We start from the raw sequence: 18653 nt of genomic DNA, 5'->3' as shown, positions 1-18653 counted from the left end.
ATAATCTTTCTCAAACAGTGGTCTGTGTTTTGGCTGCACGCCAGGCGCCGTAGGCGGCGGCCACGCCATTGAGGGTGTTGCCCAGCATCTGCCACCACGAGTCGTAGGCCCAGGCGTTGTACATCCACAAGCTGGCCACACCAATCATCGCCAGCCGCAAAGCCACACCACGCATGTAGAACATGGCGTAGGTGGCCAGCATTGACCCGGCCATCGAGAACACGGTGGTGATGCCGTTCCAGGTGAGTGCACCGAGCACCAGTGTGACCAGCAAAAACGCCAGACAGGACCACAGCTTGGTGCCTGCGCTGCGCCCCTGCGCATTGGAGGCAGACACCTGGCGACCCACACTCAGGGCACTCAAGGCGGCGGCACTTTGGGCACCCATCAGCAGGTTGTTGGCGGCCCATAAGGCCGAGGCCCAGCCGGTGGAATGGCGCAGTGATCGGTCCGAGGTGCGCACCAGACCGGCGATATTCAGGGACAAAGCCGCCAGGCCAGTGATATCGACAAGGGTTGGGGTCATGGGTGGTGCGCCGGGTAAGGATGCGGCGCCAGGTCGTGTTGAAAGTTAGGTGTAAGCTATTGTAAGGGTTAACCCTAGTTTTTGCTTGGCAACATGCGGCACGCTGGCATTTGTGGCCCAAGCGATGTGTCAAACAAGTCACAGGCGCCAGACGCAAAAAAGCCGTCCTAAGACGGCCTTTTTGCTTTTGCTGACAGCGCACCCGTTACAAACGGCGTTGTCCTGATCCCTCAAGACAACGTGCGATTTGCCTGAAAATCAGGCGGTGAGGGCCAAGGTTTTCACCTTGGTAGACAGGCGGCTCTTGTCGCGCGCAGCCTTGTTCTTGTGGAAGATGCCCTTGTCAGCCACGGTGTCAACCACGGCTTGCATCTTGCCAAACAACTCGGTTGCTTTGGCCTTGTCGCCAGCAAGAACGGCTTTTTCAACGTTCTTGACAGCGGTGCGGTATTGGGAACGCAGCGAGGTATTCGCAGCGTTGATCTTGATGTCCTGACGGACGCGTTTACGGCCCGACGCCAGGCGCGGGTTCTTTTTCTTGGGTTTTCCAGATGCCATGATTGATGTTCCTTGAGTCTGTGGATGTTGTCAGCAAAGCCTGCGATTCTAACAGTTACTCGCCGACACAGAATCCATTCCGTTTGCCCGGCTACACTTTGGCGCGTGAGCCTCTTCAAATCCGCTTCCATTGTTTCCCTGCTGACCCTGGTGTCACGCATCACTGGCTTGATGCGTGAGCTGCTGATGGCGTCCACCTTTGGCGCCTCGGCCATGACCGATGCCTTCAATGTGGCGTTTCGCATTCCCAACTTGTTCCGGCGTTTTTTTGGTGAAGGCGCCTTCAGCCAGGCTTTTGTGCCGGTGTTGGCGGCCTCCAAAGCGCAGCAGGGGGATGACGCCACGCGCTTGGTGATTGATCGGGTGGCCTCGGTGCTGGTCTGGGCGCTGCTGGTTCTGAGCATCGTGGGTGTACTCAGCGCCGGTGGGCTGGTCTGGATCATGGCCAGCGGCCTGCAGCAGGACCCGCGCGGTTTTGATGTGGCGGTGGTGATGACGCGCTGGATGTTCCCCTACATCGCCTTCATGTCGCTGGTGGCGCTGGGTGCCGGTGTGCTCAACACCTGGAAACACTTTGCGGTGCCTGCGGCCACACCGGTGCTGCTCAATGTCTGCATGATTGCCGCCACCGCGCTGGGCGCGCCCTGGTTCAAAAGCCTGGGCATTGAACCGATTTATGCGCTGGCCGGGGGGGTGTTGCTCGGTGGTGCCTCGCAATTGGGTGTTCAGTGGTGGGCTTTGAAGCGCCTGGCCTTGCAGCCGCGACTGCGCTGGCGTTGGTCAGCCCTGCGTGAGGCCTGGGCCTGCACCGAAACCCAGAGTGTGCTGCGCCTGATGGGCCCGGCGCTGCTGGGTGTCAGCGTGGCGCACATCTCGATGCTGATCAACACCCAGATTGCCTCGCATCTGCGACCGGGCAGCGTGAGCTGGATCACCTATGCCGACCGCTTGATGGAGTTTCCAACCGCCTTGCTCGGCGTGGCCATGGGCGTGGTGTTGATGCCGCAGCTGGCCGGGGCACGTGCCAGCGGTGACACCGCCCGGTATTCCAGCATGCTGGACTGGGGCCTGCGCCTGGTGGCCCTGCTGGCAGTGCCGTGTGCGGTCGCGCTGTTGGTGTTTCCCAAGCCGCTGGTGGCGGTGCTCTACCACTATGGCGCCATGACCGCCTTTGATGTGCAGCAGGTCACCTACGCGCTGATGGGTTGGGGCACGGGGTTGATTGGTATTGTGGCGATCAAGGTGCTGGCACCCGGTTATTACGCCAACCAGGACACCAAAACCCCGGTGCGTATTGCGGTGGGTGTGCTGGTGTTCACCCAGTTGCTCAACCTGGTGTTGGTGCCGTTGTTTGCGCATGCGGCGCTGACCTTGTCGATTGGTATTGGCGCCTTGGTCAATGCACTGTGGCTGCTGATGGGGCTGATCAAACGGGGCAGCTACAAGCCCGAGCCGGGCTGGGGGGCGTTTTTGCTACAGGTGCTGGCGGGCTGTGTCTTGCTAGGGGTTTTCCTGATGTGGGCCAATGGCCATTGGGACTGGACCGCTTTGCGTGCCGAGAGTTTCAAGAGAATTTGGCTTCTAGCTCTTATATTGATTGGGTCAGCTGCTATTTATTTGGGAACTGTCCGTGTGGCAGGCCTGCAATTGCGCCAACTCCTGCGCCGGTAGACAATGGCCCCTATGAATTTTTCTCTGAATGTCCCGACGCCGCTGGAGTACTTTGCCTCTCTGGTGCACACCGACGCCGACTTTGCCCTGCTGGAGGCTGCCGTCAGCCTGGCCCAGGACGAGTACCCCGACATCAGCGTGCAGCAGGTGCTCGGTGAGGTGGACCAGCTGCTGGCGCGCCTGCAACGGCGCCTGCCGACCGACGCCGGGCCGCTGCAAAAGCTGCGCACGCTCAACCAGTTTGTCTTCCGCGACCTGAACTTTGCCGGCAACTTCAACAACTTCACCGACCCCGACAACAGCTTTGTGCATGTGGTGCTGCGCACCCGGCTGGCGATCCCGATCTCGATGGCGGTGATCTGGTTGGAGCTGGCTCAGGGCATCGGCTTGAAGGCACGGGGTGTGGCGTTTCCGGGGCATTTCCTGGTCAAGGTCAACCTCAGTGAAGGCCAGGTGGTGATTGACCCCTTGAATGGCCAGTCACTCAGCCGCGAAGAACTGGCCGAGCGGCTGGAGCCCTACCGCAACCAGGCCAGCCTGGTCGATGAGCAAGAGCTGCCGCTGGGCCTGTACCTGCAGGCCGCCAGCCCGCGCGAGATCATTGCCCGCATGCTGCGCAACCTCAAAGAGATCCACGCCGCGCAGGAAGACTGGCACCGCCTGATTGCTGTGCTGGACCGCCTGATTGTGCTGCTGCCCCAGGCCTGGTCTGAGTACCGCGACCGCGGCCTGGCCCATGCCCAAGCCCGCCACCCTGGCCACGCGCTGGAAGACCTCGAAACTTACCTGGCCAATGCCGGTGCCACCAGCGACCGCCCGGCCATCACCGCCCGCGCCGCCGAGTTGCGCCGTGCCATGCACTGAGCCGCTGGCTCAGTGCTGTGGCTGGCAAGACATCTCGGGCGCGTGATACCCCCAGACCACGGTGGCTTCACCCTGGTGCTCCCACAGTGATTCGTTGCGTCCCTGGTAACGCGCACCGCTGGCGCTGCGCTGCTGCACCATGAATGACACTTCATCGCCGCGCTCGGCAATCAGTGAGGCTGGGTTCGTGTTGAAAAACGTGGCTACCAGCGCGTTGGCCGGGTTGCCATCGCAGGCATAAGACACGCTGGCAATGGGAGTCAGCAGCCGGTAACGCGCCTGCAGCTCGGCGATGCGCAACTGGTAAGAATCGCGCACACACTGGACCTGGTCGGTGCTTTTCCAGCAGTCGTTGCGGCCCTTGATCCAGCCACGTTGTTCGGCCTTGAGCACGGGCGGATGCTGCTTGCCCGCCTTTTTGAGCGCGGCTGCGTAGACCCGAGCCAGCTGGTGATCCAGCTTGGACAGCTCAGCCTTGGCGCAGACCAGTGCTTCGGTGCTGCCGCTGCGCACCTGGGCGCAGTCAAAACTCGGCTTGACGGCCCAGGCGCTGGCGCTCAGGGACAGACACAGCGATAAGCTCAGCACTCGTGTTCGGCTCATATGGGTTCTTTCACGCCAGGGCAGGGTGGGCATCTGTCGGTATTGCCTGGCCACTTCAGTGTTTGGTGGCGTGCGCTTGGTCTGCGGGTCGGGTCGGTGAGCCACCCGGTGCAAACTGGTGCCAGGCGCGGCGCAGCTGGGTGTCTGAGCTGAAGCCTGCCAATTCGGCCGCCTGGGTCACATTGCGGCCGGACTGCAGCGCGGTCTGCGCCAGCGCCAGGCGGATGCGGCGCAAATAAGCCAACGGCGCGATGCCCGCGTGCTCTACAAACAGTCGGGTCAGATGTCGGGGTGAGGTGCAGGCCAACTCTGCCATGTGGTTCAAACTCCAGCTGTCGGCGGGTGCGCTGCTGATGGCGTCCTGTACCCGGTGCAGGGCAGGGTGCAAGTGGTTGCGGTAGCTCAGAAACGGTGACAACTCTGGGTCTTGTGGGCCACGGCGCAGCGCCACCACCATGGTTTGTGCCACCTGGGCCGCCACGGCCTCGCCACACAGGCTGGCAATGCGGTGCAGCATCAGGTCAATGCCGGTGGTCACGCCAGCGCTGCTGTACACCGGTGCATCTTCCACAAACACCCGGTTGGCCACCACCTGGCAGTTCGGTGCCACCTGTTGTAACTCCGCCAGATGCTGGTGGTGCGTGGTGACGTGGTGGCGTGCCAGCAACCCGGCATGGGCCGCCAGCACAGCCCCGGCACACACGGTCACCAGCTCCAGCTGATGCGTGGCCAGGCGCAGGCCACGCAGCCAGTGCAGCAGGGCGCGGGCCGGTTCCGAATTCACCGCGATGGTTTGCCCGGGTAAACCCAGCAGCACCACCCAGCTCGGCTGTGGCAAGACCGTTGGCAAGGCCTCAATGCCGCTCAAACGCAGGCCGACCGAGCTGACTTGATCGGCACAGGGCCCGACAAAACGCAGCACAAAACGCGGCGGCAAAGCTTTGGCCACCAACACCTGGTTGGCGATGCGCAGCGCCTCAGCCGGGCCTGCCCAGTCCAGCGCCAAGGTGTCTGGCAGCAGCACAAAAAACACCTCGATCGGGGTTGCGGGCGTGTCAGCCAATGGCATCGTCAGTCCAGGGGTAGTCCATCTGGCGGGCGGTCAGGCGCGCCAGCTCGGGCCCGGCAAGCCGCGCCACCAGATGCAGGCACATGTCGATGCCCGCGCTGATGCCCGCCGAGGTGACCAGCGTGCCGTTGTCGATCCAACGCGGGCCCTCACATACCTCCAGAGCCGGGAAAGCCTGGCGCAAGTCGGCCACATCCTCCCAATGGGTGGTGACACGGCCCTGGTTCAGCACCCCACTGGCCGCCAGCAAAAAGGCACCGGTGCAGACCGAGGCGCTGATTTGTGCCCCAGCAGCCGTGCGGGTGATCCAGTCCAGCGTGGCCGGGCAGGCTTGGGGCGCACTCACCACACCACCGGGTACCAGCAGCAGGTCACAGGGCGGGTGGTTGTCAAAACTGTGTTCTGGCAAGACCCGCAAACCGGCCCGCGCCTGGATCGGGCCGCCATCCCGCGAGACACAAACCACCTCAAACAAGGCACCCTCACCGGGGGTGCGCCTGCTAAACACCCGGCTGGCGGTGGTGAACACCTCGTACGGCCCGGCAAAGTCCAGCACCTCGACCGCGTCAAACACCAGGATGGCCACCTGTATCGGCAAGGTCGCGCTCATGCCGCTTGCTCCAGCGCACGTTGTAGGGCCTGCGCCGGGTCACACAGGGTGGCAAAACGGCCAGCCAGCACGGTGGCGGTGCGGGTTTTGATGTCAGCCGCGCGCAAAGTCTGGCCATCGGGCTGTTGCATGTCCCAGGTCAGCGTGGCGTCTAGACAGTAGTCCACCTGCCAGCCCAGGTCGGAGGCGTGGCGGGTGGTGGTTTCGCAACATTGTTCGGTGCGGATGCCGCTGATGATCAGCCGCTGAAAACCGTTCTCGGTCAGCCACACCTCCAGCCCGGTGCCCACCAGCGCGCTGTGGCGGCTTTTGACAAAGGTGGCGGCGGGCTCAAATACACGCAACTCGGCCAGCGGCTTGATGTGGCCCGATGCCTGGGCAAACGGGTTGTCGCTGGATGCCGGGCCATCCACATGGAACACCCGCACGATGGGCACCCCGGCTGCCAGACAGCCGTCAATCAATGCGTTTTGCGCCTGGGCGTAGGCAGGCAGGTCGGTGGTGGTGAAAAACGGGCGGTGGCGGAAAGACTCTTGTGCATCAATCACTATCAGACATGTTTTCATCAAGATTTCTCCGGTATTAAAACCCTGATGATCCATTATCTATGAGGGACTAGCCACTTTGAAAGAGACAGATGCCAATCATATTCGGACATTCATGTCTGTGTCTGGTCCACCCACACCGTGGGCCTGGGCAGACAGCGCGCTTAAGTGCGCAGGAAGGTCAGCAGCGCATCGTTGAAGGCCTGCGCGTGCGACACGTTCAGGCCGTGTGGTGCACCGCTCACCGTCACCAGCTGGCTTTGGCGCACCGCTTGATGGGTGCGCATACCTGAGCCCTCGATCGGTACGATGGCATCGGCGTCACCGTGGATCACCAGGGTGGGCACAGTCAGCCGCTTCAGGTCTTCACGGAAGTCGGTGGTGCCAAACGCGTCCATACACGCCAATGCGGCAGGTTGTGCCGACTGCTGGCACATGGCGACGGCCTCACGGCGCTGCGACTCGGTCACCAGGAATACCCCATTGGCCGAATAAAAATCTTCGGTGAACTGCTCAAAAAATGCATTGCGGTCCAGTTCCAGCGCGCGACGGGATTTTTGCGCTGCTTCGGGGGGGAGTGGCCCGTCGGGGTTGTCGACCGACTTCATCAGGAACGGCGGCACGGCGGCGGCAAACACCACGCTGTGCAACAGTGATTCGCCGTACCGCGCCACATAACGTGCCACTTCGCCACCCCCCATGGAGAACCCGACCAGCGTCACATCCTGCAGTTGGCACTGGTCCAACACGCGTTGCAGGTCGTCAGCCAGTTCGTCGTAGCTGTAGCCCGATTCTGGTTTGTCTGAGCGCCCGAAGCCGCGCCGGTCGTAGCTGACCACACGGTAACCGGCGCCTTGTAACACCAGCACCTGCTGCTCCCAGGCCATGGCAGACAGCGGCCAGCCATGGATCAGCACCACGGGTCGGCCGTCGCCACCGCTGTCTTCGATGTGCAGGCGCACCGAGCCTGCGGGCAGGGTGGCCACATCCTCAGCACTCGCCGCAGCGCCCGCGGCGGCACCTCCCAGCGCACCCGCCATCGCACCCAGCGAGGCCCCCACCAACACCCCCACCGGTCCGGCCACTGCCACACCAATGACTGCACCCGTGGTTGCACCCGCCATCACGCCGCCACCCACCAGCACCGAGTTGGCTTCGCGTTTAGCGTCTTTGGGGTCCAGTGGCGTCTGTGCCCCAGCATTGGGGTCCTGCGAGGGCACACCGTGGCCTGGATTGGCTTGTTCGGCCATATCGCTGTCGGTGGTGTCGCTTGCAGGTGGCAGGGGAGGCAATGGGTTCATGGGTTACTCCTGGTTCAGTGGCATGGGGGAAAGCGCCGTCAAAAAATGCGCTATGCCCACCTTAGATCCCGACAACGAGCCCGTCAGTGCGACAGCGCACGCTGGCTGGGCCTGTGTTTGTGTTCGTTGGCAGACCGACAACACCGATTGGCCGTTGTGCAATGGGACGCCTGAACTGGAGGAATCACCATGCGTTTAAGTACCAAAGGCCGTTTTGCCCTGACCGCCATGATTGATGTGGCTTTGCGTGAAAAATTTGGGCCCGTTCCGCTCAACGAGATCGCGCAGCGCCAACACATCTCACTGTCTTACCTCGAGCAGTTGTTCAGCAAGCTGCGCATGCAAGGGCTGGTCACCAGCATCCGTGGGCCGGGCGGCGGCTACTCGCTGGGCAGTCAGACAGACGTCATCACCGTGGCTGACATCATTTGCGCGGTGGAGGACGACCCGCCCTCGACCAAACAGGCAGACGCTTCACCCGTGCAACACATGACACAAGACCTGTGGGACGCCATGAACGCCAAGGTGCTGAAGTTCACCCAGTCGGTCACCTTGAAGAGTCTGGTGCTCGACCAACTGGCCCAGGGTGTGGAACTGGAACACAAATCACCGCCCAACCGCGGGGTGTTTAAACAGCCCTTGCCAGCCGCCTTCCATCCCCAAGGCCCCAACTCCGTGTTTGCGCTGGGCCAGACTTTTCGGGCGCAGGTTTGAACCTGGTCAAGGCACCCGAGTGATCGCAGGCCAAGCCAGGTTTGCAGACCAGCCACCCTGTGTTTCTGTGGTGTGGCAACGCACAGACGGCTGCCTTGCCCACACCAAAAATAGACGCATGAAACAACCCAACTTCACCATGACCGTCGACATACCGGCGCCAGAACCGATGCCAACCACACCGACACCCATGCCACCTATGCCACCTATGCCAACGCCCCCCATGCCGACACCTCCGTCGCCAGCACCGCTGCCGTCCGAAGTGCCAGGTCCCATGCCCACGCCGCAGCCGATGAAGCTGTGAATGCGCTGATCTTGCAGATGTAGTATCTAATTTGTAGCTGTCAGCCCTTTAAGGAAAAGGGCTTGAAGCATATTTTGTGCATCATCTGCATGCAACCTCCGGGCACTGCAATGGCCGCCATGCGGACCTGGCGTCTGTGTGGCGCCGTGGTGTTCTGGCGATCTCTGGCGGTTTGATCAGGCCCGGATGTGGTTCACACCGAGACCAGCAGGTCGCCCTGCAACTCGGCCAGCACGTGTTTGGTGACACTGCCCAGAAGCATCTCTTCCAGCAGGCTGTCGCCGTGTCTGCCCATCGCGGTCAAGTCGCAATCAAGCGCTTGTTCCTGCTCAAGGATGCGCAGGGCTGGGTCGCCGTGCAGGACCAGCAGGCTGGTGTTCATGTTGTTGAGACCGGCTTTGTCCCGCAAGGTCTGGAGCTTGTGCAGCGCTTCCCTCCGGGCAGTCACCCGATGCTGCTGGATCGTGTCTTCGTTCACTCTGGCATAACGCAAGAGCCCCTCGAAAGGCACTTCAAACGCATGCATCAACACCATGTCGGCCTGGGGCGCCAGGCAGCGTGCGTGGTGCAGGGCCCGAAGCGACGCGCTTGAAAAATCGACCGGTACCAACAGCCGCTTGTAGGCGCCACGGGGTGGCTGTTTCACCACCAGAACGGGGCACTTTGTTTTGCCCAGCATACGCAAGGCCGTTGTTCCCAGTGCGAAGCGGCGAAAAACACTGTCGCCCTTGGCACCACAAACCAGCAGGTCTGTTGCCAAGGCATCGGCTGATTTGGCCAGTTCGGTGAGCAAGTCGCCGGCAACGACCTGTGTGGCAGGTGTGATGCCAACGCGTCGCTGCAGCTCAGTGGCGAGCGCCATCAGCCTGGTCTGTTCCGCTTGCAGGACCTTGTCTTCCAAATCGCCCGCTGTGGTGCCCATCAGTTGGCCAAGCCGCTCCAGCGGTGCCAGGTTGGCCACGTGCAATAGATCAAGCGTCGCTGCCTTTTCCTTGCAGACCAGAGCCGCACGTTCAACAGCATGGCGGGCCGGTGCCGACAGATCGGTTGCCGCCAGAATGTGATTGAGTTGATACATGGTGTCCACCTCCAATTTGACGTTGTTGACACAGTGGGTCTTCAGTCCGTGCTGAGTCATCGCATCGGCGCGGGCGTCTGGTCGTCCGCGGTGGCCGCGCACGCTCATGTGTCTCGAGGCCCCACCACCCCGGCGACAAAGTCGGGGTCCTGGCTTCGGTCCTGGCTGCGGGCGATGAACTTCAGCAGGCCCAGCTTTGAGGTCTGGGACTTGATATGCGCCTGCCCTGACAGCAACAGCTCTTCCACCCGAGCCAAACCGATCAGACTGCTGGCGACATTCAGGGTCAGCACATCTTCCCCGCTGGCTGGCACAAGACCTGGCTCGACTCGGGCGTAGTAACCCAGCTCACCCAACTTCATGGCGGCCTCTTCCAAAATGGCGCTGACTTGCGGGTTGAAACGAATACTCATGATGGTTTGAAGACTCTGGAAGATCCGACGGTCGAATCCCTGCTCTCAAGTAGGGTTCGAAGTCGAAGTGACGCATTCAAAAAGGCAGGAAATTTTCTTTCTTGCCCCACTTGTGCTCCGGCGCTCACGCTTGCCTGAACGTGACTCAGGTGGTGTAGTCGCCAGAGGCTTCTGGCTGAAACAAAACGGCCACCACCTTGGCGGAACGGGCCTCACCTTGCGGCATGTTCCAACACGCGGTGTCGCCAACGCGTCGGCCCAGCAGGGCAGCCCCGACCGGCGACAGAACCGAGATCAGCCCCCGACCTGCGTCAGCGTTGGCTGGGTAACACAGGGTGAACTTCTGGCGCAGTGCCGAGCCGTCATGGATGATCTCGACCTGCGAGTTCATCGTGACAATATCGGCGGCAATGTCCTGTGAGACCACCAGGTCTGCCGAGTTCAAGTCCTCGGCCAAGTCTTCTGGAAGTTGGCCTCGATTCAGTTTGGAAAGCCGGGTGAAATCGAGCTCGGTCAGCAAGCGCTGACCGGAAAGGGTCGTGTGCATGAGGTTTCTCCATCAAGCGCGGCCAGACATCGTTATGCAGAAGAATGGCCGCTATCGCGCTGAGCTGGTGCCCGGCGATAGGTGCTTGCGCAAGATAGGGGAAAAGGTTTATCGCCGGGCGGGGGAATGTGCGACCGGCTTGTATGGCCAGATATCGCGCACACCCGCGTACTCCCGAACACACCGGCTATCGAATACGCCGGTGGTCATGGGTAGTTGGAGCGTGGCCATCAGACGATGCCATAACTGTTGTTGCATGGCCGGATGATAGCAAGCTGAGTTATCCACCCAACAACCATGAGGATAGCGGTGCAGTCAGGGCACGGCTTTCAACGTCTGCAGGTAACGAGCTGGCAACCCGCGCCGCAGTTTTCGATATCTTTAAAACCTTTGGTCTTCAAAGTGATGAGGATCATTGACTTTGTTGGCTTAACCGAATCAACCCTAGAATTCGTCTCCCCCCAACCGTCATTCACGCCATTGCGGCGCATTCCCATGACCCTGACCAGCCTGATCGCACTTTATGTGCGCCAGAACTGGCGCCCCTATTTGCTTGCGGCGCTGATGCTAGCGGCGGTAAGCGCTCTCACAGTCTTCATTCCACGACATGTTGGTCGTATCGTGGACGGTCTGGCTGGCGGGCAACTGGACAACACAGCGCTATTGGCGCAGTTGGGCTGGCTGGTGTTGGCGGGCGTGTTGATTTATTTCCTGCGGGTGGCGTGGCGTTTGCAGCTGTTTGCGGCCAGCTACCGTCTTGGAGCTGAGCTGCGCACGCGCCTTTACGCTCGCTTGTGTTTACAAGGGCCTCACTTCTTTCACCAGCGTGGCACGGGTGACCTGATGGCGCAGGCGACTAACGACATTGACGCTGTAGAAATGGCGTCAGGGGAAGCCATGCTGGCAGGGTTTGATGGCACGCTGACCTTGATCCTTGTTGTTGCCATGATGACGCTCGGCATTGACTGGCGACTGGCACTGGTAGCCCTGCTGCCGTTTCCCTTCATGGCATTCGCGTTTTGGCGCATCTCAACGCACATTCACCTGGCGTCCAAAGATTCGCTTGAGCGATTTGGCAAACTCAATGACCACGTGCAGGAGACGCTCACCGGTGTGCGCACTTTGCGTGCGCTGGGTCTGGAGGAGCGCAGTGCCGCACGCTTTTCCGAACTGGCTGAAAACGCAGCCAGTGCCAGCCTGCAAGCCCAGAGATGGGAGGCTGCACTCGAACCCACTGTGGGTATCACCTTGATCTGTGCCACGGTTCTGACCCTTGGGCTGGGTGGAACGCTGGTCTGGCAAGGGGTGCTGACCCTTGGTGCGTTGACGGCGTTCAGCATGTACCTGGGCCAACTGATCTGGCCCATGTTTGCTGCTGGCTGGGTGTTGTCTTTGATCCAGCGGGGACGTGCGGCCTGGGAGCGACTGCAGCCGACCTTGGCGGCGCCGCTGTCGATCGATGACAGTGGCACAAGGACAGCAACCCCCGTGGGCGCGTTGGTGTTCAAAGACGTCTCGTTTTCTTATCCAGGGCATCAGGCACTGGCCCTGTCGGGAATCCGTTTCTGCGTGTTGGCCGGGCACACGCTGGGCATCGTAGGCGCCACCGGTGCGGGGAAATCCAGTCTGGTTCGTTTGATCTTGCGCCAGTACGCAGCCAACCAGGGCAACATCAGTTGGGACGCACACGGACTGGCTGACTACACCCTGGAGACCTTGCACCAGTCAATGAGCTGGGTGCCACAGGAGCCGTTTCTGTTTTCTGCAACGATTGCCGAGAACATTGGGCTGGTCAAGCCAGATGCCACCAGGGCCGAAATCGAAAACGCGGCTCGCCTGGCCTGTATTGATGAAGATATTGCGCGGATGCCACAGGGTTATGACACCCCAGTGGGGGAAAAAGGCATTTCGCTGTCAGGCGGGCAGCGTCAGCGGGTGGCCATTGCACGCGCGATGCTGGCCGATGCAACGCTGTTGCTGCTGGACGATGCCTTGTCTGCCGTTGACACGCAAACCGAAACCAGCATCCTGGAGCACCTGCAAGAGCTGCGCAAATCCAGCCCAGGCAGGACAACCATCATCGTCAGCCACCGCCTGAGCGCTGTGATGGATGCTGAACACATTCTGGTGCTCAAGGATGGGTGCATTGTCGAGCAGGGCGACCATGCCAGTCTGCTGGCGCTTGATGCCTGGTACACATCCCAATGGCGCTACCAACAATTACAAGCGAGTCTGGATGCAGACTGAAGCCACTCCCCAGACACGCAACACGCGCCAGGCCATTGCCCTGTTGCTGCATGCGGCCCGATCAGAGAAACACCACGTCTGGAAGGGCGGCTTTTGGCTGATTGTGGCGGCGCTGCTCGAAGCAGCTGGCCCATTGTTGGGCAAGTATTTCATTGACCACACGCTGATACCGCGCCGTTTTGACCCGATGGAGGTGGGTTTGCTGCTGGGTGGCATCCTGCTTGCGGGTGCCATCGCCTGCGCCATTCGCTACACCCAATTGGCCCGTCTGGCCGGCGTTGCCATGCGCTCGGTTCGGCGATTACGCGAAGAGGTTTATGGCCACGTGTTGCGTCTGCCCATGGCTTTTTTTGACAAGGCGATCACCGGGCAGTTGGTCAGCCGGGTGACCAATGACACCGAGCAGGTCAAGAACCTCTATGTCCAGGTACTGTTTGTGATACTTGACAACAGCATAGTTGTGCTCGGTGCTTTTGCTGCGATGGCCTGGCTGGATTGGCGCTTGATGCTGATTGTGCTCATGCTGGTGCCAACGGTGGTGGTGATTGTCTGGTTCTACCAGCGCTGGAGCGCACCCGCTGTGTCACGTGCACGGCAGAAACGCAGCGACATCAATGCCCTGATGTCAGAGTCTATTGCCGGCATGCCGGTACTACAGGCCAGCAACGCACAGTTGCGTTTTCGCCAAAAGTTTGACCGCATCAACCAGCAACATCTGGGTGCCCGCATTGCTGAGATGCGTGTGAATGCCTGGCTGCTGCGTCCGATGCTGGACTTGATCAACGTGTTGCTGCTTGTCGCCGTGATTTACAGCTTTGGTCTGAGTGCCTTCAACGGGCTGCAAATAGGCGTGTTGTATGCCTTTGTGAGCTACCTTGGCCGCGTGGTGGACCCACTGATTCAGATCACGCTGCAATTTGGGCAGCTGCAACAAGCCATCGTTGCTGCCGCGCGGGTGGACGCATTACTTCAAGAACAACGCCCGAAGGTGATGACAGGCCCCGAGCGTATTTCCCAAGGCGCGGTGAACATCAAGCGACTTCGGTTTGGATACAACTCAGATACGGTGATCCTGCACGATCTGAGCCTACAGATTCCTGCGGGTGCCTTTTACGGGTTGGTCGGGCACACCGGCAGCGGCAAATCCACTTTGCTCAGCCTGTTATTGCGCTTTTACCAAGCGCAATCAGGTGACATCAGCATTGATGGCATACCTCTGCCCCAGTTCAGCGACGCGCATTTTCGTGCCGATGTAGGCTTGGTGCCGCAGGACCCCTTTCTGCTGGCTGCCAGCGTGCGTGAGAACATTGCGATGGGCCGCCATATTGCCGAGCACGACCTGCAATCAGCAGCACGGGCCGCACATTGCCACGACTTCATCATGCAACTGGAGCAGGGCTACGACACCCTGCTGGGTGAAGGTGGGGCACGCTTGTCGGTAGGGCAAAAACAGCTCATTGCCATCGCGCGGGCCTTGGCAGGCCAGCCGCGCATCTTGTTTCTGGATGAAGCGACCGCCCACATCGACTCAGAAACCGAACAAATCGTGCAACTGGCCCTGACCGAATTGCGCGGTCGCGTGACCGTGATCGCCGTCGCCCACCGCTTGTCGACGATCCGCGCCGCTGACTGCATCGTGGTGCTCAACCATGGCCACATTCACGAGCAGGGCACCCATGATGCGTTGATGGCGATCCCTCAAGGTGTCTACCAGCGGCTATACCTGTTGCAGCAACTGGAAAGTTAGGGCAAGAGCGCCCTTGGGCGGGAGCACAGTCTCACGGCGCAATCATGTTGATGGCAATAGCTTGTCCTGCGTGCGGGTGTCAAAGTCGCTCGCATCGTGGCGTTCGTGCAATTGACTTTCAGGCGGACCATTCACCCGGTTGACCATGCGGCCACGTTGCACTGCTGGACGCTTGGCAATGTTGTCGGCCCAGCGAATCACATGGGTGTACTCGTCGACCTGAAGAAACTCACCCGCTTCGTAGATTTGGCCTTTGACCAGGGCTCCGTACCAGGGCCAGATGGCCATGTCGGCAATCGAGTAGTCGTCACCACCCACAAAAGGGCTTTTTGCCAACCGACGGTTCAGCACGTCCATCTGTCGCTTGACCTCCATCGCGAAGCGGTTGATCGGGTACTCCATCTTGGTCGGCGCATAGGCATAGAAGTGGCCAAAGCCGCCGCCCAGGTAGGGCGCACTGCCCATCTGCCAAAACAACCACGAGAGGCATTCGGCACGTTTGGCCGCATCTGTTGGCACAAAAGCCCCAAATTTTTCCGCCAGGTAGAGCAGGATCGCGCCGGACTCGAACACCCTGACCGGCTCTTGCCTGCTGCAGTCCAGCAGGGCAGGGATTTTTGAGTTGGGGTTGACCTCCACAAAACCGCTGCCAAACTGGTAGCCTTCGTTGATGCGGATCAGCCAGGCGTCATACTCAGCGCCGCTGTGGCCAAGCGCCAACAACTCCTCCAGCATCACTGTGACCTTGACACCATTGGGCGTGGCCAGTGAATACAGTTGCAGAGGGTGTTTACCGTGTGGCAATACGGCCTCGTGTGTAGAGCCGGCAATGGGTCGGTTGATGTTGGCGAATTGACCCCCGTTGGCTTTATCCCAGGTCCAGACCTTGGGCGGGGTGTAAGCAGGTAGTTCAGACATAAGTCGGTCTCACTTTGGGAAGCTTGAAATACAACATGGTATTTGAAGCAATGTCTGAATACTTGCGCATTGCCGGGATTCCGTAAGCTCAGGCTGGTTTCACCAAGGGCGCCGGGCAATCCCACTATCCGCAGACTACCTGTCTATTGGCCTTTACCCCTTTCGTAGACATATCTCGCCTTTGCAGCGCCAGAAATCATTGGAGTTTGGCAATGAATGGCACAACAAGGCCCATAGCCATCAATAGCGAATGACTGCTCAAACGCAGCCTGATACGCCAGGCTAACCCGTCAAGCTTCAACGGGGCAGCGCTTAAGCAAGCGTCAAATTCTGCAATCCATTTCAGCAGCAGCCTATGTGAGGCTGACCAGTCTCAGGCTGGTTCACCCCGAATCCAGGGTTTGCCCAATTGAGTCATCATTCAACCTTCTTTTCGAGGTGGTTAAGCATGCCGATGGGTCGCGGAGGGGGCATACGTCTCGATCTGCAGAAAATTTTTAAATAATCTACAATATTGTCAAATATTGATGTTTTTGATTTTAAAAGGAGTAGCATTCGTATGAATCAGACAGCGCCTCGCAAAGCACTTGGCCTAACCAGCGTGCAATCGGGTGCGCATGAACTGGACATCAGGGAGTTCCTGGCCTTCAAACTCGGAGATGAAGAGTACGGCATTGACATCCTGCAGGTGCAGGAAATCCGCTCCTTCGAGCGCCCCACCCGCATGGCCAACGCGCCCGAACACATCTTAGGGGTGGTCAATTTGCGCGGTGTGATCGTGCCGATTGTTGACATGCGCATCAAGTTCAATCTCAACCCGGTCAATTACGACCACTTCACCGTGGTGATTGTTCTCAACATCGGCAGCCGGGTGGTGGGCATGGTGGTCGACGGGGTCTCGGACGTCATCACCCTGACACCGGAGCAGCTACGCCCAGTACCCGATCTGTCCTCGGCCATTGCAAGTGATCACCTGCTGGCCATTGGTTCGCTGGAGAACCGCATGCTGATCCTGATCGACATCGGAAAGCTCATGTCCAGTTCGGACATGGGTATAGATCCTTCAACGGCTTGAAACAGCTGCAACTACCTGGAATTTCCTATGAACAATTTGACGGTACGTACAAAGTTGGCTTGGTCGTTTGGTGGACTGGCCTTGATGGTTTTACTGGTATCTGGCTTTTCCGCGAAGATGCTCAATGATGCCCATGATCGTTTTGAAAACTACATCAATGGCATCAACGCACAGGCCCAGATGGCAGCTGGCGTGCGACAAGCGGTGGACAGTCGTGCCATAGCAGCGCGCAATCTGGTGTTGGTGACACAACCGCAAGACTTGGCCATTGAGAAAAACAACGTCTTGCAAGCGCATAAAGATGTGGGGCAGCGCATGGCCAAACTCAAAGAGATGGCCAAAGAGGCTGATGTATCAGACGAAGCGCGTCGCTTGATTGCCGAGATCGACAAGGTTGAACAGTCATATGCACCAGTGGCCATGGAGATTGTTGAATTGGCCCTCAGTAACAAGCATGAAGAAGCCATTGCAAAAATGAACACGGAATGCCGCCCTCTTTTGGCGGCATTGGCTAAAGCTGCAACCAACTATGCGGATTTCACGGCAGCGCGTTCCGTCAAGTTGGTAGAAGAGTCGGAAGCCATCTACGTCACGCAGCGAGTTATCTTGATCACTGTCTGCTTTTTTGTGTTTGGAGTGGCCGTATTGGCGGGCGTACTCATTACCCGAAGCCTGACCCGTGCGCTGGGGGCCGAGCCAGCCGATTTGAGCCATGCAGCCAGCCTTGTGGCTGATGGCGATCTGACTGCCACTTTGCAGGTTCGCAGTGGAGATACGACCAGTGTGATGGCAGCCATGGCCCGCATGCAAACAGGCTTAGTGAGTGTGGTCTCCAAGGTACGCGCCGGCTCCGACTCGGTGGCCACCGCCAGCTCCGAGATCGCTCAAGGCAACAACGCCCTGAGCCATAGAACCGAAGAGCAAGCAAGCGCGCTGGAAGAGACCGCCGCATCGATGGAAGAGCTCTCATCCACCGTCAGACAAAACGCCGACAACGCCCGCCAGGCCAACCAACTCGCGCAAAGTGCGAGCAGCGTGGCCATCAAAGGCGGTGAAGTGGTCGCCCTGGTGGTCGATACCATGAAGGGCATCAACGAATCGAGCCGCAAGATCAGCGACATCATCAGCGTGATCGACGGCATCGCCTTCCAGACCAACATCCTCGCCTTGAACGCCGCTGTCGAAGCCGCCCGCGCTGGCGAACAAGGCCGGGGCTTTGCGGTGGTGGCCAGTGAGGTGCGCAGCCTGGCCGGGCGAAGTGCCGAAGCTGCCAAAGAAATCAAGATACTGATCAACAACAGTGTGCAGCGGGTCGAACAAGGTTCGACTCTGGTGGACCAGGCCGGTACCACCATGACCGAGGTGGTGAGCTCGATCAAACGGGTGACCGACATCATGGGAGAGATCAGTGCTGCCAGCAGCGAACAAAGCCAGGGCGTGGGCCAGATTGGTGAAGCCATCCAGCAGATCGATCAGGTGACCCAGCAGAATGCGGCTTTGGTGGAAGAGATGGCGGCATCGGCGAGCAGCCTCAAGAGCCAGGCGCAGAACCTGGTGCAGACGGTTAAGGTTTTCAGTATTTGAGTCCTGCCTATTAGAGACAGTCAACCAGCACAGCCATAGGGTAATTTAGGATCAGAGTGGGACGCACTTGACGCGGTCAATCAAGAACCTAATTTGATATTCGTCAAGCATTAACGTGTACGATCATTGAACGTTAACCAGCAGGAGCATGTAGTGGCAACAGAAGACCATCACGGATTCCTGCAAGCGGATGATCCAATCGACAAGCCCCAACTGCCTCCGAACCCATGTGCCGCCAATTTATACGAGTTTGCGTATATATCGGGCTATGCAACGTGT

19 protein-coding genes are annotated in these 18653 nt (G+C 59.6%); 8 read left to right on the top strand and 11 right to left on the bottom strand.

All coding sequences use genetic code 11. The features are described 5' to 3' along the window. Positions 1–10: 10 nt before the first annotated feature. Both KKO72_RS13880 and rpsT read right to left on the bottom strand, forming a co-directional pair. Positions 11–526, bottom strand: a complete 516-nt coding sequence (locus tag KKO72_RS13880) for a YgjV family protein (RefSeq protein ID WP_214939425.1) — start codon at positions 524–526, stop codon at positions 11–13. 258 nt (positions 527–784) lie between these two features. After that, positions 785–1084, bottom strand: coding sequence for a 30S ribosomal protein S20 (gene rpsT / locus KKO72_RS13875; protein WP_214939422.1), 300 nt, complete (start codon positions 1082–1084; stop codon positions 785–787). A 105-nt stretch (positions 1085–1189) separates the two neighbouring features. On the opposite strand from rpsT, the gene murJ reads away from it, so the two are divergent. Together murJ and KKO72_RS13865 are read left to right on the top strand one after the other, a co-directional pair. Beyond that, positions 1190–2755 carry a murein biosynthesis integral membrane protein MurJ gene (gene murJ / locus KKO72_RS13870; protein ID WP_214939419.1) on the top strand — a complete coding sequence of 522 codons (1566 nt, stop codon included), beginning with the start codon at positions 1190–1192 and terminating at the stop codon, positions 2753–2755. Positions 2756–2767: 12 nt separating this feature from the next. Further along, positions 2768–3619, top strand: coding sequence for a SirB1 family protein (locus KKO72_RS13865; RefSeq protein ID WP_214939416.1), 852 nt, complete (start codon positions 2768–2770; stop codon positions 3617–3619). A gap of 9 nt (positions 3620–3628) precedes the next feature. Here the strand turns inward: KKO72_RS13865 and KKO72_RS13860 are convergent, their stop codons facing one another. From KKO72_RS13860 to KKO72_RS13840, 5 genes are all read right to left on the bottom strand, one after another. Next, positions 3629–4222 (bottom strand): MliC family protein, encoded by a 594-nt coding sequence (locus KKO72_RS13860; protein WP_214939414.1) that lies wholly within the window; start codon positions 4220–4222, stop codon positions 3629–3631. Between the two features lie 55 nt (positions 4223–4277). Then, on the bottom strand, positions 4278–5291 hold the full coding sequence (locus KKO72_RS13855) for a GlxA family transcriptional regulator (protein ID WP_214939410.1): 1014 nt from the start codon (positions 5289–5291) through the stop codon (positions 4278–4280). Next, positions 5278–5901: a DJ-1/PfpI family protein gene (locus tag KKO72_RS13850; protein WP_214939407.1), complete on the bottom strand. Its 624-nt coding sequence runs from the start codon at positions 5899–5901 to the stop codon at positions 5278–5280. Before KKO72_RS13850 ends, KKO72_RS13855 begins: the two co-directional genes overlap by 14 nt. Further along, positions 5898–6467 (bottom strand): isochorismatase family protein, encoded by a 570-nt coding sequence (locus KKO72_RS13845; protein ID WP_214939404.1) that lies wholly within the window; start codon positions 6465–6467, stop codon positions 5898–5900. The genes KKO72_RS13850 and KKO72_RS13845 overlap by 4 nt, the downstream gene beginning before the upstream one ends. Before the next feature lie 143 nt (positions 6468–6610). After that, entirely contained in the window at positions 6611–7747 is a 1137-nt protein-coding gene (locus KKO72_RS13840) for an alpha/beta fold hydrolase (protein ID WP_251140653.1), read from the bottom strand. 189 nt (positions 7748–7936) lie between these two features. Here KKO72_RS13840 and KKO72_RS13835 point away from each other — a divergent pair, with 189 nt between their 5' ends. Together KKO72_RS13835 and KKO72_RS13830 are read left to right on the top strand one after the other, a co-directional pair. Then, entirely contained in the window at positions 7937–8461 is a 525-nt protein-coding gene (locus KKO72_RS13835; RefSeq protein WP_214939401.1) for an Rrf2 family transcriptional regulator, read from the top strand. A gap of 118 nt (positions 8462–8579) precedes the next feature. Then, positions 8580–8765: a hypothetical protein gene (locus KKO72_RS13830; RefSeq protein WP_214939398.1), complete on the top strand. Its 186-nt coding sequence runs from the start codon at positions 8580–8582 to the stop codon at positions 8763–8765. A gap of 193 nt (positions 8766–8958) precedes the next feature. Here KKO72_RS13830 and KKO72_RS13825 read toward each other — a convergent pair whose 3' ends face one another. From KKO72_RS13825 to KKO72_RS13815, 3 genes are all read right to left on the bottom strand, one after another. Then, positions 8959–9843, bottom strand: coding sequence for a universal stress protein (locus KKO72_RS13825; RefSeq protein ID WP_214939395.1), 885 nt, complete (start codon positions 9841–9843; stop codon positions 8959–8961). 104 nt (positions 9844–9947) lie between these two features. Then, positions 9948–10256, bottom strand: a complete 309-nt coding sequence (locus KKO72_RS13820; RefSeq protein WP_180129663.1) for a hypothetical protein — start codon at positions 10254–10256, stop codon at positions 9948–9950. Positions 10257–10401: 145 nt separating this feature from the next. Further along, the gene (locus KKO72_RS13815; protein ID WP_214939392.1) at positions 10402–10803 is read right to left on the bottom strand and encodes a GreA/GreB family elongation factor; all 402 of its coding nucleotides are present in this window, start codon (positions 10801–10803) and stop codon (positions 10402–10404) included. Between the two features lie 495 nt (positions 10804–11298). Between KKO72_RS13815 and KKO72_RS13810 the strand changes: the two genes are divergently transcribed. Next, complete coding sequence (locus KKO72_RS13810) at positions 11299–13050, top strand: ABC transporter ATP-binding protein (protein WP_214939389.1); 1752 nt, start codon at positions 11299–11301, stop codon at positions 13048–13050. Then, positions 13040–14797: an ABC transporter ATP-binding protein gene (locus KKO72_RS13805; protein ID WP_214939385.1), complete on the top strand. Its 1758-nt coding sequence runs from the start codon at positions 13040–13042 to the stop codon at positions 14795–14797. The genes KKO72_RS13810 and KKO72_RS13805 overlap by 11 nt, the downstream gene beginning before the upstream one ends. Positions 14798–14839: 42 nt before the next feature. Here KKO72_RS13805 and yghU read toward each other — a convergent pair whose 3' ends face one another. After that, positions 14840–15715, bottom strand: coding sequence for a glutathione-dependent disulfide-bond oxidoreductase (gene yghU / locus KKO72_RS13800; protein WP_214939382.1), 876 nt, complete (start codon positions 15713–15715; stop codon positions 14840–14842). A 559-nt stretch (positions 15716–16274) separates the two neighbouring features. On the opposite strand from yghU, the gene KKO72_RS13795 reads away from it, so the two are divergent. Then, positions 16275–16790, top strand: coding sequence for a chemotaxis protein CheW (locus KKO72_RS13795; RefSeq protein WP_214939379.1), 516 nt, complete (start codon positions 16275–16277; stop codon positions 16788–16790). A 27-nt stretch (positions 16791–16817) separates the two neighbouring features. Continuing rightward, positions 16818–18374 (top strand): methyl-accepting chemotaxis protein, encoded by a 1557-nt coding sequence (locus KKO72_RS21280; RefSeq protein WP_214939376.1) that lies wholly within the window; start codon positions 16818–16820, stop codon positions 18372–18374. Positions 18375–18653: the final 279 nt, after the last annotated feature.

This window comes from Rhodoferax sp. U11-2br (genome assembly GCF_018619435.1).
Taxonomy (GTDB): Bacteria; Pseudomonadota; Gammaproteobacteria; order Burkholderiales; family Burkholderiaceae_C; genus Rhodoferax.
This window is presented reverse-complemented; position numbering and strand designations above follow the sequence as displayed.